Origin of the sequence: Bacteroides sp. 3_1_13 (assembly GCF_001185845.1) — a bacterium.
Lineage (GTDB): Bacteria > Bacteroidota > Bacteroidia > Bacteroidales > Bacteroidaceae > Bacteroides > Bacteroides xylanisolvens.
In genome coordinates, this window is the sequence record NZ_KQ236955.1 from 245,093 (window position 1) to 271,696 (window position 26,604).

Genomic DNA, 26,604 nt, shown 5'->3' on the forward strand with positions numbered 1-26,604 from the left:
AATGGTTTATTAACATATAAACTTCAGTTCCACATTTTTCTTTCCGACCACAAGTTCTACTTTTGCGCCGTTTATAAGCGGAAGATTATAAGTCACGTGTCCTACCGGAAAATTAAAGCAGACCGGATAATCATACTCTTTTACTAAATCCGCCAAAGCTGCATACAATTCCTTACCCAACGAACAGTCTTCTTCATATTCCGTAAATTGGCCGATAATCAGTCCGGACAGTTTTTCAAGTACGCCTCCCAATTTCAAATTATACATCATACGCTCGATGGCATGCGGACGTTCGCTGACATCTTCAATAAACAATATCGTCCCTTCTGCCGGAATATCATAAGGAGTTCCCCGCAAACCGTATGCTACCGCCATATTGCCACCATGCAAAACGCCTTGCGCAGTCCCCTGCTTATTCAGTTTGTGCTTCTCGCACGTATAAGAAGGGATATTTCCAAATAAGATATCCTTCAGATAGTTCGTACAAAGATCATCTTCCGGTTCTACCGTAAGATGACGGGCCATCAACGAATGTAGGGAAGCATATCCATTTTTCTGAAACAGATTGTGCAACGCCGTTATATCGCTAAAACCCAGTAACCATTTCGGATGTTCATGAAAAGCCGTAAAATCAATTTTATCAATCAAATGTACCGCCCCGTACCCTCCGCGACTACACAGAATAGCTTTCACCTTAGGGTCGTCCATCGCGTCCTGCAAATCTTTCAGCCGTTGCCTGATTGTTCCGGCATATCTCCCGGATGAACTTCCGGCATATTTTCCCATAGCCACTTTCAAGCCCCATGATTCAATCCGTTTCTTGGCTCCTTTCAGGAATTGTTGGTCTATCTTACTCGAAGGTGATACGATAACTACTTTATCACCTTTCTGCAAAAAGGGAGGAAATTGAATATCCATATATATTCTTATTTAATTGACTTTCGTTGATAAAATACCAGACTGTCCGAACACATTTGTTTTCATTTGCAAAAATACAGGAAAAAACGGTTCCGTGCACATCCAACAGCCAAAACAAATAAAATATAGCAAAATGTTACATAATGGATGCATTTTTTCGGGTTATAATCGTTATTTTTTCAATCATTTTTCTGATATTTGCTAAAAATCTAACGTTATGGAACCTATTCTAAATTTTGCCCAGCTAACGGCCCATCTCAAAAAGCTAAACCATAGAAAACGAATTGCCGTGGTCTGTGCCAATGATCCTAACACAGAGTATGCCATCTCTCGTGCGCTGGAAGAGGGAATTGCAGAATTTCTTATGATTGGAGATTCTACAATTCTAAAGAAATATCCCACGCTCAAACAATATCCCGAATATGTAAAAACTATCCATATCGAAAATCCGGACGAAGCGGCACGCGAAGCTGTCCGTATCGTTCGCGAAGGGGGAGCTGATATTTTAATGAAAGGGATTATCAATACAGACAACTTATTGCATGCCATACTCGACAAAGAAAAAGGGTTGTTGCCGAAAGGAAAAATCCTCACGCATCTGGCAGTGATGGAAATTCCTACTTATCATAAACTGCTTTTCTTTTCGGATGCTGCGGTCATTCCGCGTCCCACGCTACAACAACGCATAGAGATGATTTGGTATGCTATCTGTACCTGCCGTCATTTTGGCATCGAGCAGCCGCGTGTCGCCTTGATTCACTGTACGGAAAAAGTGAGTGCCAAGTTCCCTCATTCATTAGATTATGTGAATATCGTAGAGCTTGCCGAAGCGGGAGAATTCGGAAATGTGATTATTGACGGCCCGCTGGACGTACGTACTGCGTGCGAACAGGCAAGTGGTGATATTAAGGGGATTGTATCTCCTATCAACGGACAGGCAGACGTATTGATATTCCCGAACATCGAATCGGGCAATGCATTCTACAAATCTGTCTCCCTGTTTGCAAAAGCAGAGATGGCAGGATTACTGCAAGGTCCTATTTGCCCTGTAGTACTTCCGTCACGTAGCGATTCCGGCTTGTCCAAATATTATAGCATTGCGATGGCATGCTTACAAGTGTCAGGAGATTGCGAGTGCAGAAAACAGGCCAGTCAGGTCACCAACTCATCATTCTAAATTCACCATTTAAAACTCACCATTCATGAAAATACTGGTTATCAACCCCGGCTCAACTTCTACAAAGATTGCGGTTTACGAAAACGAGACTCCGTTATTTATCAGCAATATAAAACATTCCGTAGAAGAGCTGTCTGCTTTTCCCGAGGTAATAGATCAGTTTGAATTCCGCAAAAATCTGGTATTACAAGAATTGGAGAATAACAAGATTCCTTTTTCTTTTGACGCAATCATCGGACGCGGAGGTTTGGTGAAACCGATACCGGGCGGAGTGTATGAGGTGAACGATGCCATGAAACGTGATACAGTGCATGCCATGCGTACCCATGCCTGCAACTTAGGAGGACTGATTGCCAGTGAACTGGCCGCCACCCTACCCGATTGCCCGGCTTTCATCGCTGATCCGGGAGTGGTGGATGAACTGGAAGATATAGCCCGCATTACAGGTTCTCCGTTAATGCCGAAAATTACCATCTGGCACGCCTTGAACCAAAAAGCAATCGCGCGGCGTTTCGCCAAAGAACAAGGGACGCAATACGAAGAGTTGGATTTAATCATCTGCCATTTAGGAGGAGGTATTTCTGTCGCAGTCCATCACCATGGAAGAGCCATCGACGCCAACAATGCGTTGGACGGCGAAGGCCCTTTCTCACCGGAACGCGCCGGCACACTTCCTGCCGGTCAACTGATCGACCTTTGTTTTAGCGGTCAGCATACCAAAGACGAATTGAAGAAACGTATTTCCGGACGTGCCGGATTGACTGCTCATTTAGGTACGACCGATGTGCCTGCCATCATCCAATCGATAGAAGAAGGAGATAAAAAGGCGGAATTAATACTGGACGCCATGATTTATAATGTTGCAAAAGCGATAGGCGCCAGTGCTACTGTACTTTGCGGGAAAGTAGATGCTATCCTCCTGACAGGAGGAATCGCTTATTCGGACTATGTGGTTTCAAGGCTGAAAAAAAGAATCTCTTTCCTGGCTCCCATCTATGTTTATCCGGGAGAGAATGAAATGGAGTCGTTAGCTTTTAATGCCATAGGAGCATTGAAAGGAGAATTGCCGATACAAGTTTATAAGTAACATAAACTATTGATTTATCGGTTTCACCTTATTTTACTTTATACTTTTATCTGTTATCTCCTTATTTATCAGCATTTCAAGAATTAGGTAAAATGGATGAACCGCAAACCTTACAATAACATTTATGGTACTTATTTCTTAAGAAAGAGTTACCTCCTCCAATAAAACAAGCTCCCAGCTACGCCAAACAATAGTAATTAACTTCAGTTCACCTTTCGCCTTGGCTTCTGCCACCAGCTCATCTTCACTATAACGAAGTAACTGTTCGCGCGCCTCATCAGCAAGGGCACGTATTTCTTTTTCCGAAGCACCGGCTTTTGCATATTTCACCTCAAGCAGATAGGTGAAAGGAGGAAGTACGGGAACCGACAGACTAGGTTTGAAGAAGAAATCTGCAAAGCCTTTATTCAATTCGTATTCCGGATAAAGTTGATAATAACGATACATTCCTAAATAAGCAAGCAAGAAGCCTTTAATGTGCGCTTCACCTTCAATATATTCACGAATACGGCTTTGCTCACGAACAGCGTTGGCGATAAAATCGAACAAAGGTTTCCAATCTCCTCTGAAAGCCATATTCTCAAATAAAGCACTCATCTTGTTCATGTCTATTTTAAAGATATCATGCTTGATGTAGCCTTGTATCAAGAAGTTAAAAAGCTGTTCTCTTACAACTAAATTCGGTACATGCAGGATGGGTCTTCCCACCATATCTACACCTTTGATGGAAAGAAGTCCGAAATAGAATAATAAAGACTTGAAATTACTGGGGTCCGTCATCTCCAATGCAGAAAAATGAGTAACAATGTCAGTAATAATCTCTCCTTGCTCGGCTATTTCCTTTATAACAGAAAAATTCTCTCCCAATCCATGATCTAATTTTATCAAGTATGCCAACTTGTTAAAGTCAGTGCGAATGTTAGGGTCTACAATTTCTTTAGGCTTTTTATGATGAAGTACAAAAGATTTCAGAAAATAAAGTGCCATGTCAGAATTAAACATACACTGTTCCAATGTATCTTCACTAAAGCAATAATTGTCATAATTGGGTTTCATCATGGCAACTATTTCATCTATAGATTCTTGAAGTACTCCCTGCTCTTTATAATATTCCAGCATCTCACGCAACTCATTCTCACTGAATCCAACCAAATCATTAAACCATGAATCATTTGTGATATTGGTTCCGATGTTAAAGCCACTAGTTACATCATCCATCGTCACCGGACTCACTCCGGTAATAAACAACCGTTCAAGAGCAGCTCCGGTTCCGGTAGTGGCAGATTTTATCACGTTAAAGAAGCCACGAATAAAACCTTCGCCATGCGTTGCTTTCCTGTAAAACTCCGTACCGTAAGTTGAAAGAATGGTATTGGTGAAATTATCGTATTCATCAATAAGTAAATAAATACGAATATTTTTCTTACGGGTAGCATAGGAATTAACCGCAGACAGAAAAGCACCGGGTTCTTCTTGTATTTTCTCATCAAGAACATCCCAAATTTCTTTTCCTAACAAATCTTCATACTTAAAGACAAAATCTTTAAGTTTGCTACAACAATGTAGCTTAAACGATAGTTCTACTTCGTTGACATTGGAACTCACTTCCGAAAAATTAAATCGCATGATGAGAAACTGATTGTGAAGCTTCGTCGGATGCTGACCTATGTATAGCTGACCAAACAACTCGTCAAACTGTTCAGCATGATTTACGTCATAATAGGCCTCTAACATAGCCAAAGTCAGACTCTTCCCAAATCTACGAGGACGTATCAGAAACAGATAAGGCGGTTGCATCTCTATTTTTTCAATGAACATTGTCTTATCTACATAATAATAATTCTCTTTCTGAATTCGGCTAAAATCAGTTATTCCGTAAGGTATTTGTTTCATCATATTGCGATTCCTTTCAATTTATCTGTCTCTTATTTCTGCAGACTTTTTTCAATATTCTGCAAACGGCGTTCTAATGCTGCATACTTTTCATCCTTTTCTTTTAAAAGACGCTCGTAGAGTTCAGTGATTTTGTCGATAGGATTGAAGTTGTTAACTCGACTATCATTAATACTATCTTCGGTATCAGACTTAACTATACCCATGCTGATGTTTGCCCCACCTGCACTTTGTTCTGAATTATTCACCGTATTATTTTCAAACACCACCGTCTGTGCATCCTCCTCCAAAGTCTTGAGATAATCGAAAGGGACATTCAATGCACGTGCAAAGCGTTGCAACATCTCATCATCAATCACCTTCATCTTCTCATATTTAGAAACAGCAGGTTGTGAGAGATGTACTAATTCACTCAAACCCTCCTGGTTCATATTCTTTTCAATACGGGTACGACGTATATTGCGTCCGTGATGGACTCTCCCAATTGTCAATTCTTCTGTTTCCATTTTTATTTTCTTTCTTTTTAAAATCCAACAAATATACAAATGAAAAGTTTCGCTCGAAGCAAATATACGAAAAAAACGAATAGATGTGATAATATGGATAAAATGAATATTACAACCTGACAAATAGAATAAAATGAATACTTCAAACAGCGTATAATGTGTTAAATTATCACGAACTTTACCGCACAAAAGGACAACAAAACAAAAGAGCTTACGAACATGAAAAGAATATTGACAAATAAAGAATACAGGTTCATAAAAGAGCTCAAAGAATTGATGACTAAATACAATGCAGTGATCTCTACAGATGCACAAGGAAAAATTGAGATTGTGGTGAATGAAGACAACGAATCATTTGATTTTGAAGCAGAAAGCACGATCTATTTAGGAGCTTGTTTTTCAGATTATGAGTTAAATGAATTACTGGAAAAGAACTTCGCACACATAATACGAATAAAAGAGGAGTATAAAACAAACTTGTAAACGGATTTATATAATTGAAAAATCATTAATCCAAATTTCTATATAAACACCCCACCAGATTTCTTTAGAACCAACGGCCTCTTCCTTTTAAAGGAAGGGGTCGTTCCTTTAAAAGGAGTGAAGCTTTGGTTTTAAAGCAAGAAAAACGACCTTATTAACAGGTATATTTGCCTGTATCATAAACTTTTTAAATAAAAAAGCTCTTTCAAAGAAATTTTTCTCATATCTTTGCGACGTGTTAAGTTAATAAATTGATTAAGGTCGATTTTTGACTGTTTCGAATCGGGAAGTATGGGGGTACTTTCCGATTCTTTTTTGGGGAGGATATAATAAGGTGTCTTTCATCTTTTTAAAGGTTTTAATAAACTGGATAAATCTAATATATACTAACTCTATATATAAAACAGTTCAACTCCGGAGGATACTAATAAAAAAGAAGGCTGTTTCAAAATTAAATTTGAAACAGCCTTCATTATATATAGAAGCTATCGCTTTCTTACTTCTTTTCCGGTCTTGGCAACAAAACCTTTCTTGAAAGTTTGAATTTGCCAGTTTTCGGATCGATATCAATCAGTTTTACCTCGATTTCATCACCTTCTTTGATTCCGGCTTCTTCTACTGTTTCCAGACGTTTCCAGTCAATTTCGGAGATGTGCAGCAAACCATCCTTGCCCGGCAAGAATTCGATAAATGCACCATAAGGCATAATAGAACGAACTTTACCTTTATAAACTTCGCCTACTTCAGGAACAGCAACGATTGCTTTAATCATGCGCATTGCATCATCAATACATTTCTTGTTTGTTCCGGAAACTTCGATGCGTCCCATACCATCAATTTCTTCGATAGTAATCACAGCACCAGTTTCTTCCTGCATACCTTGGATGATCTTTCCACCAGGGCCGATCACAGCACCGATGAATTCTTTAGGAATTGTCATCGTTTCGATACGTGGAGCATGTTCTTTCAGGTCGGCACGTGGTTCAGCAATTGTTTCAGTAATCTTATTAAGGATATGCATACGTCCTTCTTTAGCCTGGTTCAAAGCACGTTCCAGAATATCGTAAGACAGACCGTCTACCTTGATATCCATCTGTGTAGCAGTGATACCGTCTTTTGTTCCGGTCACCTTGAAGTCCATATCTCCCAAGTGGTCTTCATCACCCAGAATATCAGACAATACAGCATATTTTTCTTCGCCCGGATTCTTAATCAATCCCATAGCGATACCCGATACCGGTTTCTTGATCTTCACACCTGCATCCATCAATGCCAATGTGCCGGCACATACGGTAGCCATAGAAGAAGAACCGTTAGATTCGAGGATATCTGAAACCACACGTACTACATACGGATAGTCAGCAGGAATCTGTCCTTTCAAAGCACGCCAAGCCAAGTGACCGTGACCGATTTCACGACGACCTACACCACGTTGTGCTTTTGCTTCGCCTGTAGAGAAAGGAGGGAAGTTATAATGTAACAAGAAACGTTCTTTTCCGTGTTCCAAAACATCATCGATAATTTTCTCATCCAGTTTTGTACCCAGAGTAACAGAAGTCAATGACTGTGTTTCACCACGAGTAAAGATAGCAGATCCGTGAGGACCAGGCAGAGGACCAACCTCACACCAGATCGGACGGATTTCAGTAGTCTTACGACCATCCAGACGCTTACCTTCGTCCAAAATAGAACGGCGCATGGCTTCTTTTTCTACATCGTGGTAGTAACGGTCGATCAATGCAGCCTTTTCGTCCAACTCTTCTTCAGAGAATTGAGCTTTGAATTCTTCGCGGATCGCTTCGAAAGCAGCAAAACGTTCGTGTTTGTTGTTGTTTCCGGAAGCGGCAACTGCGTAAGCCTTGTCGTAACATGCTTCGCGAACAGCCTTGCGCAAGTCTTCGTCGTTTACTTCGTGGTTGTATTCGCGTTTTACAGTTTTTCCAACCTCTTCAGTCAACTCCATCTGCGCTTTGCAATGAATCTTGATAGCTTCGTGAGCTACTTTCATTGCTTCCAGCAGTTCAGCTTCGGATACTTCATGCATTTCACCTTCTACCATCATGATGTTCTCATAAGTAGCGGCTACCATCAAGTCCATGTCAGCTTTTTCCAGTTGTTCAAAAGTAGGATTGATTACGAACTGACCGTCGATACGTGCTACACGCACTTCAGAGATCGGTCCGTTGAAAGGAATATCTGAAACGGCAAGTGCTGCAGAAGCGGCAAGTCCTGCCAATGCATCCGGCATATCCACACCATCAGCAGAAAAGAGGATGATGTTCACATATACCTCTGCGTGATAATTATCGGGGAATAAAGGACGGAGAGCACGGTCTACAAGACGGCAAGTCAGAATCTCATAATCAGAAGCTCTACCTTCTCGCTTGGTGAAACCACCAGGGAAACGGCCGAATGCCGCAAATTTTTCTTTGTACTCTACCTGTAAAGGCATAAAATCTGTTCCGGGAACTGCATCTTTAGCGGCACAAACAGTAGCTAACAACATGGTGTTGCCCATGCGAAGCATTACAGAACCGTCTGCCTGTTTTGCCAACTTTCCCGTCTCGAGTGTGATGGTTCTTCCATCAGGTAACTCGATTGTCTTAACAATTGGGTTAATCATAAAAATTGTTTTATCTATACTTTTTCTTTCAAAATTCCTGCAAAGATATACATTTATCGTGGTAATCAGGTGGAAATGAGGTAAAAAGTTAGTGGTGAACTGATTTTTTTTCAAAATTAGGATGAAGAACCCGGCAAAATGCTTTGACTAATCTCGAAAAGAAGTATATTTGCATCTCGTTAATAACACACACTATATGAAAAAGGTTACTTTTGCAGCGCTCGCCGCACTTACTATTACTGCTTGTAGTTCCGGTCCTAAATTCCAGGTGAACGGGGATGTATCAGGAGCCGATGGTAAAATGCTTTATCTCGAAGCTTCCGGTCTGGAAGGTATTGTTCCGCTCGATTCAGTGAAGCTGAAGGGGGAAGGTACATTCAGTTTCAAGCAGCCTCGTCCCGAATCACCCGAATTTTATCGTTTGCGGATTGACGACAAAATCATCAATTTTTCTGTAGATTCTATCGAAACGATTCAGATCAAAGCTCCGTATGTGGATTTCTCCACTACTTACACGGTGGAAGGTTCGGAAAACAGCAACAAGATAAAAGAGCTGACGCTGAAGCAGATCCGCCTGCAAAAAGAGGTGGACGACTTGCTGGCAGCTTTACGCAGTAACAGAATGGGGCATGATGTATTTGAAGACAGTCTGGCAACGTTGCTCAACAATTATAAGGAAGATGTCAAAGTGAACTATATTTTCGCTGCTCCCAACACGGCAGCCGCTTACTTTGCCCTGTTCCAAAAACTCAATAATTACCTGATATTCGATCCATTGAACAATAAAGATGATGTGAAATGCTTCGCTGCTGTTGCTACGAGCCTCAACAATGCGTTCCCTCATGCCGTACGTTCCAAGAACCTTTATAATATTGTAATTAAGGGGATGAAGAACACACGCCAGCCACAGGCGAAAGCATTAGAGATTCCTCAAGAGAAAATAGTGGAAACCGGAATTATCGACATCGCCCTGCGTGACGTGAAAGGAAATGTGCGCAAACTGACCGACCTGAAAGGAAAAGTCGTATTGCTCGATTTCTCTGTATTCCAGTCGCCTGCCGGATCTCCTCACAACCTGATGCTTCGCGAACTATATAATGAATACGCAAAACAAGGATTGGAAATATACCAGGTATCTCTCGATGCGGACGAACACTACTGGAAAACTGCGGCAGACAACCTCCCTTGGGTTTGTGTACGCGATGGAAACGGAGTGTATTCTACCAACGTAGCTGTATATAATGTTCGTCAAGTTCCATCTATCTTTTTGATTAACCGTAACAACGAATTGAAGCTTCGTGGCGAAGATATCAAGGATTTGGAAGCAGCTGTCAAGTCATTGCTCTAAGTTGTTATAATTTAGCATATTTCATTTAAATATGTTACATAGCATCTTTTTTCACTTGACACGTATCACTTAAAAGTCTATCTTTGCAAAGAAATAATGATAAGAGGGTTCCAACATGGCTCATGTTGGAATTCTTTTTTGTTTATATGACCATTTAAAACAATTAAAGGAGGAAAACATCATGGCTTATATGTCAGAAGAAGGTTACAAGAAACTGATGGCGGAACTGAAGGAACTGGAAACAGTGGAACGCCCGAAGATCTCTGCGGCAATAGCCGAAGCCAGAGATAAAGGAGACTTGTCGGAAAATGCAGAATACGATGCCGCCAAAGAGGCGCAGGGTATGCTTGAAATGCGCATCAACAAATTGAAAGCTACCATTGCAGACGCAAAAATCATTGATGAATCTAAACTGAAAACAGATTCTGTACAGATTTTAAATAAAGTGGAACTGAAGAATGTAAAGAACGGTATGAAGATGACTTATACCATCGTTTCCGAAAGTGAAGCTAACCTGAAGGAAGGAAAGATTTCCGTTAACACCCCGATTGCACAAGGTCTGCTTGGCAAGAAGGTGGGTGATGTAGCCGAAATCACTGTTCCACAAGGCAAAATTGCATTGGAAGTAGTAAACATATCAATTTAACGTAAAGGCAGGTCTCCTTGTGGGACTTGCCTTCATTTATCAATAAAAGTTATGGCAACAATATTCAGTAGAATCATCGCAGGCGAAATCCCCTGCTACAAGGTGGCGGAAAACGAAAAGTTTTTTGCGTTTCTCGATATCAATCCGTTGGTAAAGGGACACACATTGGTGGTGCCCAAACAGGAAGTAGACTATATTTTCGATTTGAGCGATGAGGACCTGGCTGCTATGCATGTATTTGCAAAGAAAGTGGCCCGTGCCATTGAAAAAGCTTTCCCCTGTAAAAAGGTGGGCGAAGCGGTTATCGGACTGGAAGTTCCTCATGCACATATTCATTTAATTCCTATTCAAAAGGAATCGGATATGTTGTTCTCGAATCCGAAACTGAAATTGTCGGATGAAGAATTCAAGTCCATAGCACAAGCAATCAACTCCTCTCTATAAAACATGATGATGAAATAAGCAAGAGCGTTCTGTGAAGGACGCTCTTTTTTTGTTCCATGCCTTGAAACAAAGTGTTCCACACCGAGAAACTTTTATCGCTCCTTGCTTTCGGCAACTTCTACCAAATAAACTCCGATACAGATAAAAATAATGGCAAACGTCTGCGTCCAGCTAAAACGGTCTTGTCCCAAAGCAAGGGAGGCAATAGTTGCCACAATCAGAATCAGATAACCATAAATGGCAACCACCGTTGTCTTCAGATATTTCAAACCGACAGGCAACAACATATAACTGATAGTGGTCGGAAAAATCAATACGAACATCAGGATAAGGAAAGGTGTCCAATGGAACGGCATGGAGAATACCGGGGCATCAAATCCCGTAATGAACGTTACTATTATAGCAGATACAGCAGCACCGGAAAAAGTATAGCGCAACATGGTTATTGCTCCGATAGCAGTCAAGATACGCTGACTAAGAATCAGATAGACAGCATATACCACAGAGCTAAGAAGACAAAGCATATTTCCCGTGAAAGCATCGGACGCCAAATCATCACTTTGCTGGGTTAAAATACAAACCAATGCTCCTATCAGACCGATAGAAATTCCTATTATTTTTTTTGTGGTCGCCTTCTCCTTATAAAAGAATATCATCATGAGAAAAACCCAAATAGGCTGGAGACTGGTAAAAATAGAACTGGAAACAGGAGTCGTTTTACTCAATCCGGCCAGGTAAAGAAACATAAAGCCATAAAGTCCCAAGGCCCCCAACAGAAAAAGGAGCCATTTATCTTTGGCGGATGATTTCTCCGGAGGCATAAACCACCCGATTACCCAAAAGGCTGCTGCCGCAAACGTGCAGCGAAGGGTTGCTCCTGTCAGCGGACTCATCCACAAAGGCAGAAGATACTTCAGGGCATTCATATTTAACCCGCTAAAAACTTTCGAGACGGCCATGCTAAGATTGGCTTCCAGTTTCTTATTCTTCATTTTTTATTTCAATTGGTCGTTAAACAAAAAGGTATGACGGCGCCGATATGCCCAGAAAAGAGTAACAACAGTAATCAGCAGATTAAAGATAAACGGAAACTCTTGCGATTGGGTATGGAATACCCACTGGAAAAAATCGACGATAAAGGGATAGAGCAAAATAGCCAGGTAGTTCATCATCATCACAAATGCCAAAGCTAATGTGGTCTTTTGCGGTAATGCGGTCTGCGTGGTCTTGTCATAAAGCATGGGCTGGATAATGCCATACCCTAAACCGACCAGAATACACCCGGGAATAATCAGCCACTCTATCGGAGCTATCCAAATTAATAATAGTCCCAATGCCATCGACAACAGGCTATATGCCTTCGTACGTTCTTTAAGCAAGCCTACTATTTTATCCAGACAGAAGCCCGGAGCCGTGATAGCCAGGAAGAAAAGCGAAATCATCAGTCCGGAATTACCGCTGGAAAAGTGATGCTTTTCCATTAAGAAAGGCAGATTGAAGATCACTACTATTACGATATATGTAATCACCCCATAGAAAAGCATCAATTCTATCAGATGCTTGATGTGAATACCATATTTACTGCCTCCAATGTCTATGACAGACTGTCGGGCAGCTTTGCTGTCGTCCGCTGAACTCGTCTCCGGCACAGTCACCGTCGCCGCATTCGCAGTTGCTACATTTGCCGCCGTAGTAGTAGCAGTATCAGACGAAGAAGATGCCGTTAAAGCGGCTTCTCCGGACCGGTCTTCTTTCAAATGTCCCACCAGCAGAATGGAAACCAACGGAAGAAGATAAACAAGAAAAGGCAGGTGCCAACTGACTTCTGCCAGATAGCCTGTCACGGCAGTTGCTATCACTAACGTGAAATTAGTAATGGCAGAACTCAACCCGAACTGTTTCACCCGATAAGTTCCCACAAAATATCTGGAAACCAATCCGGTAGACAAAGGGATAATAAGTCCGGACCCGATGCCGAGCAGAGCACTAACCACAATCAACTGCCACATTCGATTGGATATCAGATACAGAACACCGCTTGCGGCAAAAAGCCAGAGTCCGACTTTCAATACACGGACATAATCGACTTTCTCCGTCAGTTTACCACCCAGCAATATAAAAGGTATAATGAGCAATGATGGCAGTGATGTCAACATCTGTATGTCCAGATCCGTAGCTTTCGGAAATATCTTTGTAAGGTCACCCAATATGGGTGAAACAGCGAGTCCCGGCAATGAAGTCAATGCCGAAATAGACCAAATGGCAATTAAAGTGATAAGAGGAATTGTTCCTCGTCCCGTCTGTATCTTCATAATGCTTATTCGTTAAAAGTTTAGGTTTGAAGAAAACAATAGTCGCTTTATAAAGTTCATTTATTCACCACAGAGGACGCAGAGGACACAGAAGGGAATCTTGTTCATGCCGGTACCGTTTTGAATAAAATAATGGAGTATTCTGGAAACGTTGTGGTAAATCTGAAAAAGATGATTGAATTTTTAAGATTCTCCGTTATCTTTTTATTATAAGATATGGGTCAAGGGTGAGGGGTGGTGAGGGTAGATTTATAACTTTCGTATTTTTTTTATAGATAAAAAAAGGAGATAGTATAGAAAATAATAAAATAAAAGGTTATAAATCTACCCTCACCACCCCTCACCCTTGACCCATTCATTAGCGCAACGTTTAACTCGTTTCTATGCAGTTTTTAGTTAAATGAGAATTTAATACAGACAGAAGAACATAAGAACAAAAAATAAAATAGCAGTTCAATAAGCAACAGAAATAAGTTTCAAAGCGCAGCATTTATGTTCTTTTGTTCTTATGTCTAAAAATAAATGATCATTTAGTTCATTTCAGTACAGTTCTTAATTAAATGGGAATTTAGGGGCGTAGCGCCCCAACAAGGTTCCCATTCGGCATGTTGTCGTTTTAGGCATACCCTGAAAGGGAGGAACTGTATATGATTATGCTCTTTCAGGGAATACCGAATGGAAACCTTGCTCCGGCGCTACGCCGGTAAATTATCATTTAGCTCATTTCTGCACGGAAATGACCAAGATTCACCTTTGTGTCCTCTGCGTCCTCCGTGGTGAATAGGCCCGTTTCAATAAGGGCATCCTCCTCCTTAATAAACGCCAAATAATGTAAAACCCGGAAACTTTCAAAACTATCTGCTGTTGTTGTGGGAAATTCGACGGGGAAAATCCCCATCGCCCTAAACCTTTAAAAAAACAAATTAGTATGGAAGATTTAAATTTCAGAAAAGGTGATGCAAAAACCGATGTATTTGGTTCAGACAGAATGTTACAACCCTCTCCGGTAGAGAAAATACCTGATGGACCTACTACTCCTGAAGTCGCCTATCAAATGGTGAAAGATGAAACATTTGCTCAAACCCAACCACGTTTGAATCTGGCTACTTTCGTGACTACTTATATGGATGAATACGCCACTAAGCTGATGAATGAGGCCATTAACATCAACTACATTGATGAAACAGAATATCCGCGTATCGCAGTGATGAACGGTAAATGTATCAACATCGTTGCCAACTTGTGGAACTCTCCTGAAAAAGACACTTGGAAAACCGGTGCGTTGGCTATCGGTTCTTCAGAAGCATGTATGTTGGGTGGTGTAGCTGCCTGGTTACGTTGGCGTAAGAAAAGACAAGCACAGGGCAAACCGTTTGATAAACCAAACTTTGTTATTTCTACAGGTTTCCAGGTTGTTTGGGAAAAGTTTGCACAGTTGTGGCAGATTGAAATGCGTGAAGTGCCTTTGACACTCGAAAAAACCACTCTTGACCCCGAAGAAGCTTTGAAAATGTGTGATGAAAACACCATCTGTATCGTGCCTATCCAAGGTGTTACATGGACTGGACTGAATGATGACGTCGAAGCATTGGACAAAGCACTGGATGCTTACAATGCCAAGACCGGTTATGACATTCCTATCCACGTAGATGCCGCCAGTGGTGGTTTCATCCTTCCGTTCCTGTATCCGGAAAAGAAATGGGACTTCCGTTTGAAATGGGTACTTTCTATCAGCGTATCCGGCCATAAGTTTGGTTTGGTATATCCGGGACTCGGATGGGTTTGCTGGAAAGGCAAAGAATATCTGCCCGAAGAAATGTCATTCAGCGTAAATTATCTGGGTGCCAACATTACACAGGTAGGTTTGAACTTCTCTCGTCCGGCTGCACAAATCCTGGGACAATATTATCAATTCATCCGTTTAGGATTCCAGGGATACAAAGAAGTACAGTACAACTCCCTGCAAATTGCTAAATATATCCACAGCGAAATAGCCAAGATGGTTCCGTTTGTCAACTACTCTAATGATGTTGTGAACCCATTATTCATCTGGTATCTGAAACCGGAATATGCAAAGAACGCCAAATGGACTTTGTACGATTTGCAAGACAAACTGTCTCAACACGGTTGGATGGTTCCTGCTTACACCTTGCCTTCCAAACTGGAAGATTATGTAGTGATGCGTGTCGTTGTCCGTCAGGGATTCAGCCGCGATATGGCAGATATGCTACTGGGCGACATCAACAACGCCATCACTGAACTGGAAAAACTGGAATATCCTACTCCTACCCGTATGGCTCAAGAAAAGAATCTTCCGGTAGAAGCTAAGATGTTCAACCATGGTGGTCGTCGTAAAACCGTAAAAAAATAAAAAAGATCTATGGATAAAAAAGTAACACTCGCTCAATTGAAAGAAGTGGTACAGGAGGCATACGATCAGGTAAAGACTAATACCGGCGGCAAGAACGCCGACTATATCCCCTACCTGGCAAATGTCAACAAAGATCTCTTTGGAATCAGTGTCTGCCTGCTCAACGGGCAGACCATCCATGTGGGAGATACTGACTACCGCTTCGGTATAGAATCCGTATCCAAAGTACATACGGCTATTCTGGCACTGCGCCAATATGGTGCCAAAGAAATCCTGGACAAGATTGGAGCCGATGCAACAGGCTTACCTTTCAATTCAATTATCGCCATCTTGCTGGAGAACGACCATCCGTCTACTCCATTGGTAAACGCCGGAGCTATCTCCGCCTGCAGCATGGTGCAGCCCATTGGCGACTCTGCCAAGAAATGGGATGCCATCGTAGGAAACGTGACCGATTTATGCGGCAGCGCCCCACAGTTGATTGATGAATTGTACAAGTCCGAATCGGATACCAACTTCAACAACCGTTCTATCGCATGGTTGCTGAAAAATTATAATCGGATTTATGATGATCCGGATATGTCATTAGACCTCTACACCCGTCAGTGCTCATTGGGAGTGACTGCATTGCAGCTTTCCATTGCAGCCGGCACAATCGCCAACGGTGGTGTAAATCCGGTGACTAAGAAAGAAGTTTTTGATGCCACGCTGGCTCCTAAAATCACTGCCATGATTGCCGCAGTAGGTTTCTATGAACATACCGGCGACTGGATGTACACTTCCGGTATTCCTGCCAAGACAGGTGTAGGCGGTGGTGTGATGGGGGTACTGCCCGGACAGTTCGGTATTGCCGCCTTTGCTCCTCCTTTGGATGGATCGGGCAACTCCGTGAAAGCGCAGTTAGCTATTCAATACATCATGAACAAGCTGGAATTAAATGTGTTTAGCAACAACCATATCACCGTTGTTGACTAAAAACTCTCTCGATCTCTTTTATAAGTAGGTAAAGGTTACTATCTCCCGATAGTAACCTTTTTCTATTCCTCCTTATCCCATTGATTTCCCGCTTGACTCCCCACCAGTGTTTTCAATACAAACGGTATTAATTATCAAATACAACAAATTAAATTTACCCCTATGCAACTCCAGTTATTAAAATGAGTATATCAGTGTCACTATTATTCACTCGGATAAGGTGGAACTTCTTCATTTAGAGACAGCAACTAACAACTGTTTGCCTCTGTCTCTTTTCTACAAAGATAGAAAGTTATTCCACTTTTCCTCCCCTTTTCCTTCCATGCTTATAAAGAAAAGTAATAATACTATTAAGAAAAGTATTTCTAAGCTGATTTTCAACACATTACAATTTCTCTCATTCTATCTGTTTTTATCCGCCACACAAGCATATTATGTATTAACCTTCTGTACGACAGCTTTTTCTGCCGATTCCTTTTGGGCGGAAGCCTTTTTCTGTTGTTCCTCCTCTTCGTAATATTGCTTTCTACGCTTGTTGGATTGTTGAATCAGATTTGTAATATAAACCGTAAAGATAGGAAACATCATCATACCCAAGGCAGCCAGCAAAACGGAAAGCACGCGTCCGGTCACGGTCTGCGCTATAATATTCGACCCCACGGTAGTGACATCCATAAAAGCCCACCACAAGGCATCTCCATAATCATTCACCAATGGATTCACCCGATGCTCGAGCACAAAAAATGCCAGACTGGAGAAATACACTGTTGCCAGCAACATCGTCAGATAAGAGACAAACAGGCTCGAAGCCCGGTTGTAAGTCAGCCAGCCGACCACAATAGCAAGCGCATATCCTCCTCTTAATAAAGGAATGAAACGAAGCAGGTAGGTAATCTCATCCGAAAACGTCCATCCATAATATGCGATGATATTCTGATAAGGGATAGCCACCAATAAAAAGATAAAGTGTGTCCGCAGATAGCGTCCTTTATGTTTTGCCAAAAAGAACTCCAACACAAAATCGAAAAGAAACCAAAGGCAGATACATAGCTGTACCTTCATGTAAGAAGACTGTGTATAGAACGGAATTCCCTTAAAAGTATCCACCGAGATACTGATAACCAGAAAAAGAGACATTATTAATATAATAATGTGAAGAATACCATAAATCCCCTTTTTTCCGGAAATAAAATCTGAAAGCGCTGATTTCATAACTACTTAGTTTATAATAAAATGGTTCACATATAATTTAGATTGTTTAGAAACAATCGAGAAAAGTAATTGTTCCGAAACAGGTAAATCGGGGGTTGCAATATCCCGTTCCGGCGATGTTAATTAACGAACTTTGAAAGAGATTGCGGAAACATCTCGCGCAAAATGTTGTTATAACACTGACTTTAAAATATTTTTCACTTAAAACCTTAACTTATGGCAAATATTAAAAATGCAGTGAAGCTGGGTGTGTTTACCCTTGCTATCATGAATGTTACGGCAGTAGTATCCTTGCGTGGACTACCAGCCGAGGCCGTATACGGAATGAGTTCGGCCTTCTATTATCTTTTTGCAGCTATTGTCTTTCTAATCCCTACATCGCTCGTTGCAGCCGAGTTGGCAGCAATGTTTCAGGATAAGCAGGGTGGTGTATTCCGGTGGGTAGGCGAGGCCTACGGCAAGAAACTGGGATTCCTCGCCATCTGGGTGCAATGGATCGAAAGTACGATCTGGTATCCGACAGTATTAACGTTTGGTGCCGTATCTATCGCTTTCATCGGAATGAATGACGTACATGACATGTCACTGGCAAACAATAAGTATTATACGCTCGTCGTCGTACTTATCATCTATTGGCTGGCCACTTTCATCTCCCTGAAAGGTATGAGCTGGGTAGGTAAAGTAGCCAAAATCGGTGGTATGGTCGGTACCATTATCCCGGCCGGATTGTTGATTATCTTAGGAATCATTTACCTGGCAACGGGCGGACATTCCAATATGGATTTCAACAGTAGCTTCTTCCCCGACTTTACCAACTTCGATAATGTCGTTCTTGCTGCCAGTATCTTCTTGTTTTATGCCGGTATGGAAATGGGCGGTATCCACGTAAAAGACGTAGATAACCCTTCTAAAAACTATCCGAAAGCCGTATTTATCGGTGCGCTTATCACAGTGTTGATCTTCGTTTTGGGTACTTTCGCATTAGGTGTGATTATCCCTGCTAAAGACATCAACCTGACTCAAAGCCTGCTCGTCGGTTTCGACAACTATTTCAAATATATTCATGCTTCCTGGTTGTCACCAATCATTGCGGTCGCTCTTGCTTTCGGTGTATTGGCTGGTGTATTGACATGGGTTGCCGGTCCGTCCAAAGGTATATTTGCCGTAGGTAAAGCCGGTTATATGCCTCCGTTCTTCCAGAAAACAAACAAGCTGGGTGTACAAAAGAATATCTTGTTCGTACAGGGTATCGCTGTAACCGTATTAAGTTTGTTGTTTGTTGTTATGCCTTCCGTACAGAGTTTCTATCAAATTCTGTCACAGCTGACAGTTATTCTTTATCTGATTATGTACCTGTTGATGTTCTCCGGAGCTATCGCATTGCGTTATAAGATGAAGAAACTCAACCGTCCGTTCCGTATCGGTAAATCCGGCAACGGCCTGATGTGGTTTGTTGGCGGTCTTGGCTTCTGCGGATCATTACTTGCCTTTATTCTTAGCTTCATCCCGCCCAGCCAGATTTCTACCGGTAGCAACACCGTTTGGTTCTCCGTACTAATTATCGGTGCAATTATCGTTGTCGTTGCTCCGTTTATTATCTACGCTTCCAAGAAACCATCTTGGGTAGATCCTAATTCCAATTTCGAACCGTTCCATTGGGAAGTTCAGGCTCAACCTGCCACTGCAAATGTTAGTGCAAGCAGCGTTAATGCTCCGCGTCCTGCTAATGCAACTTCTGCACACACAGGAGGAACAACTGGGGCAAGCACAGCTACCCCCGGTGCAACCGCTTCTAATGCAGCAACTTCAGGCACAGCATCCTCCGGTTCAGCTTCCTTCGGAAGTTCCTCTGCCAGCAAAGCATCTCCGGGAACCGGAGACAAAGATAAGGATGCACCTAAGTCGTAAAGACTAAACATTCATCCTGTTCATTAAGAAGTTCAAGACAATTCGAAAAGCCTTGAATTTATAAAATCACCCTCACTACAGTCAAGTGAAGCATCTCCAAAAGTCAGATTTAACACTTTTGAGATACACTTCACAACTGTAGTAAGGGCGATTTACTTTATGGCTGTGGCTTAATCAATTCCGGTTTAATCACCCTCGGCAACACAAAGCTGAAAGTAGATCCCCGGTTGACCTTCGAATCGAGTTCGAAGTTTCCACCCAGATTTTGGATAATCGTTTGCGAAAGAGTCAGCCCAAGTCCCGTCCCTTGCATTTCACGATCGAGTTTTATGAAACGTGAGAATATCTTTTTCTGGTCTTCTTCCGGTATACCAATGCCTGTGTCGGACACAAAAAAGTAAACTTCTTCCATTCCTTCCAGGCGGCACCCGAAACGGATTTCACCCGACGCAGTAAATTTCATCGCATTATGTAAGAGGTTAGACAATACCTGAATGATACGTTCTCGTTCCGAATACATCATAATAGGTTGTACATGCGCCTCACAAATCAATTCCACCGGCGAGTTATTCAATTTCGCCTTAAATATCCCATCCAATTCTCTCAACAAATCATTGGCATCAAACTCCTTATATACGAAATCTACCGTCCCGGATTCTATTTGAGAAAGATCGAAAATATCATTCACCAGGCGCAGCAATCGTTCATTATTCTCTGCGATAATATCAGCATACATTTTTCTTTCCTCTTCGCCGGAAGCCGATACCATCAAACCGGAAAATCCGACAATAGCATTGAGCGGTGTACGAACTTCGTGACTCATATTAGCAATGAAGGCAGATTTCAATTTCTCGGCAGAGATGGAATGTTCTTTTTCAATGGTCAGTAATCTTTGCACATTTTTCAGTTCTGTCACATCATAAACAGTCAGCACCATATAATCTTGGCCATGAATATTCAAATAAGTACCCGATACTGATACATCGCAAGGAGTCACTGTCATTTCATCCTCACTCAACAACTTCATCGAGGCTTCCAGATTCTTAAAACTTGCTTTCTTATAAAAAGCCTTACCGATAGACGCACGAATACAACATAGTTTACACTGTTCGTGCTGACCACATTCACCGGCTGCAATCGCGTTTCTACAATGCAACAAATCCCCCACTCTTTTTGTAACCCCACCTACCTGAACAGGCAGACGGTTCAAAGAATAATAATTGGTGTCACAGACTACAAAATCCTTGTCAATCAATAAGAAGTAGGCATTGATGTTCTGTAAAACCAAAGCCAACTTCTTAAGTTCATTCTCTTTATTTTCTTTCGAATGTACCTCTTTTTGAAGTGACTGGCACTTTGCCCACACATAAATGAGGGTAGCTGATAGAACTACTATAATAATAATTGCCAGTGATGACATAGGATTAGAGTGTTTATAATGTTTTGATAGTTTCAGTGCGTAAATTTATAAAATATGTTGCATAAATAGTGAGTTATCTACATATTTATTCTAACAAAAATTCATTAATATTTTCATCGGTCAGAATTTGGCGAAATTTTCCCGCGAAGTTATTGCGGTATTAAAAAATATACTTATCTTTGCACCCGCAAACGAGAAAGGTGCCATAGCTCAGTTGGTAGAGCAAAGGACTGAAAATCCTTGTGTCCCCGGTTCGATTCCTGGTGGCACCACTTCTTAAGCAATCGGAATGTAGCGCAGTTGGTAGCGCACTACGTTCGGGACGTAGGGGTCGGGCGTTCGAGTCGCCTCATTCCGACAAGATAAAGGGTAGCTTTCTGGATTACAGTAAGTTACCCTTTAATTTTATTTAGTCGCCGGGACGAAATCGGGACGGCTATGCAAAAAAAACACCAACCCATTATATCATGAGAAACAGGATTTATCTCTTTACAGTAGCAGTAGCTTCTTTTATGTGCATCAGTTGTACAAAGACTCAAACCACTCTTTCGGAAAATGAAAAGGCAGTCAATCCTCCTATCATGGGATGGAGTTCATGGAATGCGTTTCGTGTAGACATCAGTGAAGACATTATCAAACACCAGGCTGACCTAATGGTGGAAAAAGGCTTGAAAGATGTCGGATATCATTATGTCAATGTTGATGATGGCTATTTCGGAAAACGTGACGACAACGGAATAATGCTTGCAAATGAAAAACGGTTTCCGAACGGCATGAAACCGGTGGCGGATCATATTCACAGCCTGGGAATGAAAGCCGGCCTTTATACCGATGCGGGTAATAGTACGTGCGGTTCCATGTGGGACAATGACACTGCAGGTATAGGAGCTGGTATCTACGGGCATGAACCACAAGACGCCCAATTATACTTTGGCGACTGGGGTTTCGACTTTATCAAAATTGACTATTGCGGAGGAGATGCGCTGGGACTTAATGAAAAGGAACGCTACACTTCAATCCGGAACAGTATAGACAAAGTGAACAAAGATGCTTCCATCAATATCTGCCGATGGGCCTTCCCGGGTACTTGGGCCAAAGACGCAGCAACCTCCTGGCGTATCAGCGGTGATATTAACGCACATTGGGGCTCATTAAGATATGTAGTCGGCAAGAATCTTTACCTGTCTGCCTATGCCGGCAACGGACATTACAATGACATGGACATGATGGTTATCGGATTCCGTAACGACAGCAAAGTGGGCGGCCAAGGTCTTACCCCGACAGAAGAAGAAGCTCATTTCGGTTTATGGTGTATCATGAGCTCTCCTTTGCTTATCGGATGTAACCTGGAAAACATACCGGAGTCTTCTCTCGAGCTGCTGAAAAACAAAGAATTGATTGCCCTCAACCAAGACCCGCTGGGTTTGCAAGCATACGTAGCGCAACATGAAAATGAAGGTTATGTACTCGTGAAAGATATTGAACAGAAACGTGGAAACGTACGTGCTGTGGCTCTCTACAATCCTTCCGATACCGTATGCAGTTTCTCCGTCCCGTTCTCTTCATTGGAATTTGGAGGAAATGTAAAAGTACGTGATCTCGTAAAACATAACGATTTAGGCAGCTTCTCCGGCACATTCGAACAAACGCTTCCGGCACACAGTGCCATGTTCCTCCGCATGGAAGGCGAAACACGTCTGGAACCGACTCTGTACGAAGCAGAATGGGCTTACTTGCCTCTTTTCAACGACCTAGGTAAAAATCCTAAAGGTATTCTTTATGCCAATGACAAAGAAGCTTCCGGCAAAATGAAAGTAGGTTTCCTGGGTGGACAACCGGAAAATTATGCCGAATGGAAGGAAGTGTATAGCGGAGATGGCGGACGCTACAACATGACTATCCATTACTCATACGGTAAAGGACGCCAAATAGAACTGGATGTCAACGGCATTATTACCAAAATAGATTCTTTGGGAGAGGATAATAACCATAACGAAATCACAGTTCCCGTTGAACTAAAAGCAGGATATAACACCATTCGCATGGGTAATAGTTACAACTGGGCACCGGATATCGATTGCTTCACTCTGACAAAAGCATTGTAATTTGACGATATAACCCTCAATATAAAAAGGAGCAACAACGGAATAAAGATGCCCCTAAAAGTTTTTCATCTTACTTTTAGGAAGCACTTTAAAAGCCATTATTGCTCCTTTTCCAGTTTAGATACTGTCTAGTAATTCGTGCAATATTTTATATCTTCATACCTATTTCGCTTCATTCATTCCGGTGTTATTGTAATCTCCGCCTTTTCTTCTATATTCATCTGCAAGCATGCATCTTCTGTCAGAGGAGTCCAGACAACCCGTTTGCATTCTCCTTTTTGCAAATCGTTAGAATGATGACTGCTACCAGTCAAATATTCCGTTCCCACTTCCGTATTCGCAAATGTCCATCTCCACACACCATCTAAATTCAGATAGAAGTTTTCTATTTTACTGTCTTTTGCATGAAATTCCCTCACATTCCCCTGAATATCAAGCGAACGAAGTTGGCAAGAATCAAGTGATACACTATAGCGCCCACGGACAACCAATGAATCCGTTTCAATACCCTTCAAGTTTAATTTCAAACCTTCCGTATCAGTAATTGCGCTAGCCAGCGAGTCCACAGCCAATTTTACGTCAAAACCAGTTGAGTAAATATAATCTTGGTGTTGAAATTTATCAGGAATATTATTCGCACTAAAATCCAGCTTCATAAACAAAGTGTCATCCTTTTGGATTACATTCAAATATTTCCCCTTAGGATACGAAATTTGTTCTTTACCTGACAAAGCGGAAGGAGATTCTATTTGCATTTCTCCGCTCACAAACACACGCCTCTCTTTAAACACTCCATCCTGGCTGACAAATACCTTCACAACATGCACGCCATTCAAGTCCATTGTCACTTGTTCATCACCCAAAAAGGCTCCATTTTCCCAATACGGCTTCCCCGACGTAGATACGAAAATAATAGTTGCCACAACTACAATCAATCCCGAAACGAGGAGGCCTATAAATATATAAGTAGTACGTTTCATAATATTCGTCTTTATTCTATTTCTGCTTTTTTATAAACTCATGATACATTGTCTCTATCTCTTTTATCGGTATATCAAGCGTATACAACTGACGAAAGAAATAGTCCAGTTCTTCCTTTAGAAAGGTATCCTTACGGAGAGAATGAATCAGCTCTTTCGCTCCCGTAGTTACAAAATACCCAATGCCACGTTTATTATAAATAATATTCTGCATCTGAAGATAATCAAAGGAACGCATCACCGTATTAGCATTCACCTCCACAATAGCAGCATACTCTCTGACAGAAGGGATTCGCTCCTCTTCCGGATATTGCCCCAGCAATATCTCATCACAGATTCTATCTGCAATCTGTAAATAAATAGCTTTACTTTCTTTAAAATTCATAGGTTAAGGTATTACATTCGATTAATAATTTCGGACTCTTTAAAGCGGAAATAAGCCAGCGTCCAATTCACCAACGCAAAAAAGATGCCGGCAACAATTATGATCCACCAAATAGTATCTTTGGACTCGAATATGCCTCCCGGATAATATTGACCGTTTTCCAACAGAATCTTACTCATCAAAATGCCGACTAAAAAATACACCATAACTATCACTGTTCCTGCTGCAAATGTTTTCAGGAAAGAGTTCTTTGGCCAAATAGAACTACCCAGTACAAATAAAGATTGAACAAAGAAATAGCCTGACATCAGTGCTCCAAATTGCAACCCAGTGTTGCACAAAGTATAATATTTTTTATCTCCAGCCAAATGCGACAGGGCAACAGGGGCAATGAAGTCTTTTTCCGGATAGGCCAAAGAATAGATAATCAACCGTGTATAATCCGCCAACTTATAAGAAATCAGGAAAACAACCAAATACACTACTGTGAACACAAACCATCGAGAGAAGAATTTCTCGAAAGGAGTTGCCGGAACCATCAACATGGAAGTACGACTCGTTTTCGATTTCATCTTTTCCATTGTAAACGAAGCACTCAAACAGCCGAAGCCCCACAGTCCCCAAATAAAAGCAATCAGAAGAAATATCCACATCGGATCTCTTTCATGACTATAAGTACCTCTATACTCAAAATATCCGTTCCAAACCATTACCACCGCCATCACTCCATACATCAACACCATACGAAGCACATTCGATCTCCAATTCTCTACCATCTCCTTACGGCAAAGATTCATAAAACGAGGCAAACTGAAAAAAGTATCTTTTATCATCGTCTTTTATTTTTGAGTGTGAAACAATCGGGCTATCTCTTCAGGAGCAGCCAACGTAGCATTAAAAAGAAGTTCCAGATTTAATTCCGATTCTTCCTGTTCTTCGTTAGGAAGTATCAGGTAATTCCCCTGAATAGTAGGGATTGCGAAAAGAGCATTTTTCGCCAGTTCCCGATTGTCACTCTCCACAAAGAAAAGTTTGTCGCAAATATTACTTGTAGATTCATCCAGCAACACACGGCTGTCATCCATAATCAATACATGATCGAGCACCTTATCAATGTCACGAACCTGATGCGTAGAAATTACAATCGTCTTATCATCCGACATGCCCGATGCGATAAACTTACGGAACTGACTTTTACCAGGAATATCCAGCCCGTTGGTCGGCTCGTCCATCAACAAAAGAGAAGTGTTTGTAGCAAGCGCAAAGCTCATGAATACTTTCTTTTTCTGTCCCATAGAAAGTGATCCGAGATCAATATCTATATCCATTTCAAAATAATGGAGATATTTAATCATCTCCTCCTTGCTGAAACGGGGATAAAAAGGGCTGTTCAACTCCACATAGCTAACCAGAGAGACTGAAGGTAATTCAAACTCTTCGGGAACTAAAAACATATCCTGCAAAGTAACCGGTAACCGACGGCGCACATCTGTATCGTGAAACACCACTTTGCCGTTTTTAGGAGTCAATAACCCGGACATCAGATAGAGAAGAGTAGACTTTCCCGCGCCATTCTTTCCCAACAGTCCATATACCCTGCCGGACTCGAACGAAAGCGAAAAATCATGTAATACCGCACGCTTCGATTTACGATAAGTAAATGAAAGATTTTCTACTGTAATCATAGCATTTCTGTTTAATGAACAATGTTTCTTAGTGTATTAGTGTAATAGTACACCGCAAATGTAGGCAATCTTTTGAATATTCCAATAGAAAAGGAGAAAAAAGTGCAAAAAAAGGAGGAGCTAAGA

At 41.5% G+C, this 26,604-nt stretch carries 23 protein-coding genes and 2 tRNA genes; 12 read left to right on the forward strand and 13 right to left on the reverse strand.

What is annotated here, in order from left to right:
* Positions 1 to 9 precede the first annotated feature (9 nt).
* Positions 10 to 918, reverse strand: coding sequence for a S66 peptidase family protein (locus tag HMPREF9009_RS00845; protein ID WP_008026162.1), 909 nt, complete (start codon positions 916 to 918; stop codon positions 10 to 12).
* Between the two features lie 217 nt (positions 919 to 1,135).
* Between HMPREF9009_RS00845 and HMPREF9009_RS00850 the strand changes: the two genes are divergently transcribed.
* Positions 1,136 to 2,095: a phosphate acyltransferase gene (locus HMPREF9009_RS00850; RefSeq protein WP_008026160.1), complete on the forward strand. Its 960-nt coding sequence runs from the start codon at positions 1,136 to 1,138 to the stop codon at positions 2,093 to 2,095.
* Between the two features lie 25 nt (positions 2,096 to 2,120).
* Positions 2,121 to 3,182, forward strand: a complete 1,062-nt coding sequence (gene buk / locus HMPREF9009_RS00855; RefSeq protein WP_008018575.1) for a butyrate kinase — start codon at positions 2,121 to 2,123, stop codon at positions 3,180 to 3,182.
* A 138-nt stretch (positions 3,183 to 3,320) separates the two neighbouring features.
* Here the strand turns inward: buk and HMPREF9009_RS00860 are convergent, their stop codons facing one another.
* Both HMPREF9009_RS00860 and HMPREF9009_RS00865 read right to left on the reverse strand, forming a co-directional pair.
* On the reverse strand, positions 3,321 to 5,078 hold the full coding sequence (locus HMPREF9009_RS00860; RefSeq protein WP_008018576.1) for an ATP-binding protein: 1,758 nt from the start codon (positions 5,076 to 5,078) through the stop codon (positions 3,321 to 3,323).
* Positions 5,079 to 5,107: 29 nt separating this feature from the next.
* Positions 5,108 to 5,581, reverse strand: a complete 474-nt coding sequence (locus HMPREF9009_RS00865; RefSeq protein WP_004316645.1) for a helix-turn-helix domain-containing protein — start codon at positions 5,579 to 5,581, stop codon at positions 5,108 to 5,110.
* Between the two features lie 219 nt (positions 5,582 to 5,800).
* On the opposite strand from HMPREF9009_RS00865, the gene HMPREF9009_RS00870 reads away from it, so the two are divergent.
* Positions 5,801 to 6,064 carry a hypothetical protein gene (locus tag HMPREF9009_RS00870; RefSeq protein ID WP_049701207.1) on the forward strand — a complete coding sequence of 88 codons (264 nt, stop codon included), beginning with the start codon at positions 5,801 to 5,803 and terminating at the stop codon, positions 6,062 to 6,064.
* A 496-nt stretch (positions 6,065 to 6,560) separates the two neighbouring features.
* Here HMPREF9009_RS00870 and pnp read toward each other — a convergent pair whose 3' ends face one another.
* Positions 6,561 to 8,687 (reverse strand): polyribonucleotide nucleotidyltransferase, encoded by a 2,127-nt coding sequence (gene pnp / locus HMPREF9009_RS00875; protein ID WP_004311937.1) that lies wholly within the window; start codon positions 8,685 to 8,687, stop codon positions 6,561 to 6,563.
* A 196-nt stretch (positions 8,688 to 8,883) separates the two neighbouring features.
* Here pnp and HMPREF9009_RS00880 point away from each other — a divergent pair, with 196 nt between their 5' ends.
* From HMPREF9009_RS00880 to HMPREF9009_RS00890, 3 genes are all read left to right on the forward strand, one after another.
* Complete coding sequence (locus tag HMPREF9009_RS00880) at positions 8,884 to 10,035, forward strand: TlpA disulfide reductase family protein (protein WP_004316642.1); 1,152 nt, start codon at positions 8,884 to 8,886, stop codon at positions 10,033 to 10,035.
* Positions 10,036 to 10,216: 181 nt separating this feature from the next.
* Positions 10,217 to 10,681 (forward strand): transcription elongation factor GreA, encoded by a 465-nt coding sequence (gene greA, locus HMPREF9009_RS00885; protein ID WP_032811363.1) that lies wholly within the window; start codon positions 10,217 to 10,219, stop codon positions 10,679 to 10,681.
* Between the two features lie 51 nt (positions 10,682 to 10,732).
* Entirely contained in the window at positions 10,733 to 11,125 is a 393-nt protein-coding gene (locus HMPREF9009_RS00890) for an HIT family protein (protein WP_008026146.1), read from the forward strand.
* Positions 11,126 to 11,217: 92 nt separating this feature from the next.
* Here HMPREF9009_RS00890 and HMPREF9009_RS00895 read toward each other — a convergent pair whose 3' ends face one another.
* From HMPREF9009_RS00895 to HMPREF9009_RS26345, 3 genes are all read right to left on the reverse strand, one after another.
* Positions 11,218 to 12,117 carry a DMT family transporter gene (locus HMPREF9009_RS00895; protein ID WP_004316636.1) on the reverse strand — a complete coding sequence of 300 codons (900 nt, stop codon included), beginning with the start codon at positions 12,115 to 12,117 and terminating at the stop codon, positions 11,218 to 11,220.
* A 3-nt stretch (positions 12,118 to 12,120) separates the two neighbouring features.
* Positions 12,121 to 13,437, reverse strand: a complete 1,317-nt coding sequence (locus HMPREF9009_RS00900; protein WP_049701208.1) for an MFS transporter — start codon at positions 13,435 to 13,437, stop codon at positions 12,121 to 12,123.
* Between the two features lie 715 nt (positions 13,438 to 14,152).
* Complete coding sequence (locus HMPREF9009_RS26345) at positions 14,153 to 14,335, reverse strand: hypothetical protein (protein ID WP_044132299.1); 183 nt, start codon at positions 14,333 to 14,335, stop codon at positions 14,153 to 14,155.
* Positions 14,336 to 14,365: 30 nt separating this feature from the next.
* Here HMPREF9009_RS26345 and HMPREF9009_RS00910 point away from each other — a divergent pair, with 30 nt between their 5' ends.
* Positions 14,366 to 15,808 carry a glutamate decarboxylase gene (locus HMPREF9009_RS00910; RefSeq protein WP_008644927.1) on the forward strand — a complete coding sequence of 481 codons (1,443 nt, stop codon included), beginning with the start codon at positions 14,366 to 14,368 and terminating at the stop codon, positions 15,806 to 15,808.
* 9 nt (positions 15,809 to 15,817) lie between these two features.
* Positions 15,818 to 16,783 (forward strand): glutaminase A, encoded by a 966-nt coding sequence (gene glsA / locus HMPREF9009_RS00915; protein ID WP_008026136.1) that lies wholly within the window; start codon positions 15,818 to 15,820, stop codon positions 16,781 to 16,783.
* Between the two features lie 432 nt (positions 16,784 to 17,215).
* On the opposite strand, the gene HMPREF9009_RS00920 is transcribed toward glsA, so the two are convergent.
* Positions 17,216 to 17,995 carry a potassium channel family protein gene (locus HMPREF9009_RS00920; RefSeq protein ID WP_009040164.1) on the reverse strand — a complete coding sequence of 260 codons (780 nt, stop codon included), beginning with the start codon at positions 17,993 to 17,995 and terminating at the stop codon, positions 17,216 to 17,218.
* 216 nt (positions 17,996 to 18,211) lie between these two features.
* Between HMPREF9009_RS00920 and gadC the strand changes: the two genes are divergently transcribed.
* Positions 18,212 to 19,903, forward strand: coding sequence for a putative glutamine/gamma-aminobutyrate antiporter GadC (gadC, locus tag HMPREF9009_RS00925; protein ID WP_008026134.1), 1,692 nt, complete (start codon positions 18,212 to 18,214; stop codon positions 19,901 to 19,903).
* Positions 19,904 to 20,060: 157 nt separating this feature from the next.
* On the opposite strand, the gene HMPREF9009_RS00930 is transcribed toward gadC, so the two are convergent.
* On the reverse strand, positions 20,061 to 21,323 hold the full coding sequence (locus tag HMPREF9009_RS00930; protein WP_049701209.1) for a sensor histidine kinase: 1,263 nt from the start codon (positions 21,321 to 21,323) through the stop codon (positions 20,061 to 20,063).
* A gap of 199 nt (positions 21,324 to 21,522) precedes the next feature.
* Between HMPREF9009_RS00930 and HMPREF9009_RS00935 the strand changes: the two genes are divergently transcribed.
* The 3 genes from HMPREF9009_RS00935 (at position 21,523) to HMPREF9009_RS00945 (ending at position 23,428) form a co-directional block, all read left to right on the forward strand.
* Positions 21,523 to 21,595: transfer RNA gene (locus HMPREF9009_RS00935), tRNA-Phe, on the forward strand.
* A 13-nt stretch (positions 21,596 to 21,608) separates the two neighbouring features.
* Positions 21,609 to 21,681, forward strand: a tRNA-Pro gene (locus tag HMPREF9009_RS00940).
* A gap of 109 nt (positions 21,682 to 21,790) precedes the next feature.
* Positions 21,791 to 23,428 carry an alpha-galactosidase D gene (locus tag HMPREF9009_RS00945; protein ID WP_049701210.1) on the forward strand — a complete coding sequence of 546 codons (1,638 nt, stop codon included), beginning with the start codon at positions 21,791 to 21,793 and terminating at the stop codon, positions 23,426 to 23,428.
* Positions 23,429 to 23,604: 176 nt separating this feature from the next.
* On the opposite strand, the gene HMPREF9009_RS00950 is transcribed toward HMPREF9009_RS00945, so the two are convergent.
* The 4 genes from HMPREF9009_RS00950 to HMPREF9009_RS00965 are packed head-to-tail and all read right to left on the reverse strand — an operon-like array spanning position 23,605 to position 26,478.
* Positions 23,605 to 24,408 (reverse strand): hypothetical protein, encoded by an 804-nt coding sequence (locus tag HMPREF9009_RS00950; protein ID WP_049701211.1) that lies wholly within the window; start codon positions 24,406 to 24,408, stop codon positions 23,605 to 23,607.
* Between the two features lie 16 nt (positions 24,409 to 24,424).
* The gene (locus HMPREF9009_RS00955) at positions 24,425 to 24,793 is read right to left on the reverse strand and encodes a GntR family transcriptional regulator (protein ID WP_004316563.1); all 369 of its coding nucleotides are present in this window, start codon (positions 24,791 to 24,793) and stop codon (positions 24,425 to 24,427) included.
* Positions 24,794 to 24,804: 11 nt separating this feature from the next.
* Positions 24,805 to 25,626, reverse strand: a complete 822-nt coding sequence (locus HMPREF9009_RS00960; RefSeq protein ID WP_049701212.1) for a hypothetical protein — start codon at positions 25,624 to 25,626, stop codon at positions 24,805 to 24,807.
* Positions 25,627 to 25,632: 6 nt separating this feature from the next.
* Complete coding sequence (locus tag HMPREF9009_RS00965; RefSeq protein WP_004316565.1) at positions 25,633 to 26,478, reverse strand: ABC transporter ATP-binding protein; 846 nt, start codon at positions 26,476 to 26,478, stop codon at positions 25,633 to 25,635.
* Between the last annotated feature and the right edge of the window lie 126 nt (positions 26,479 to 26,604).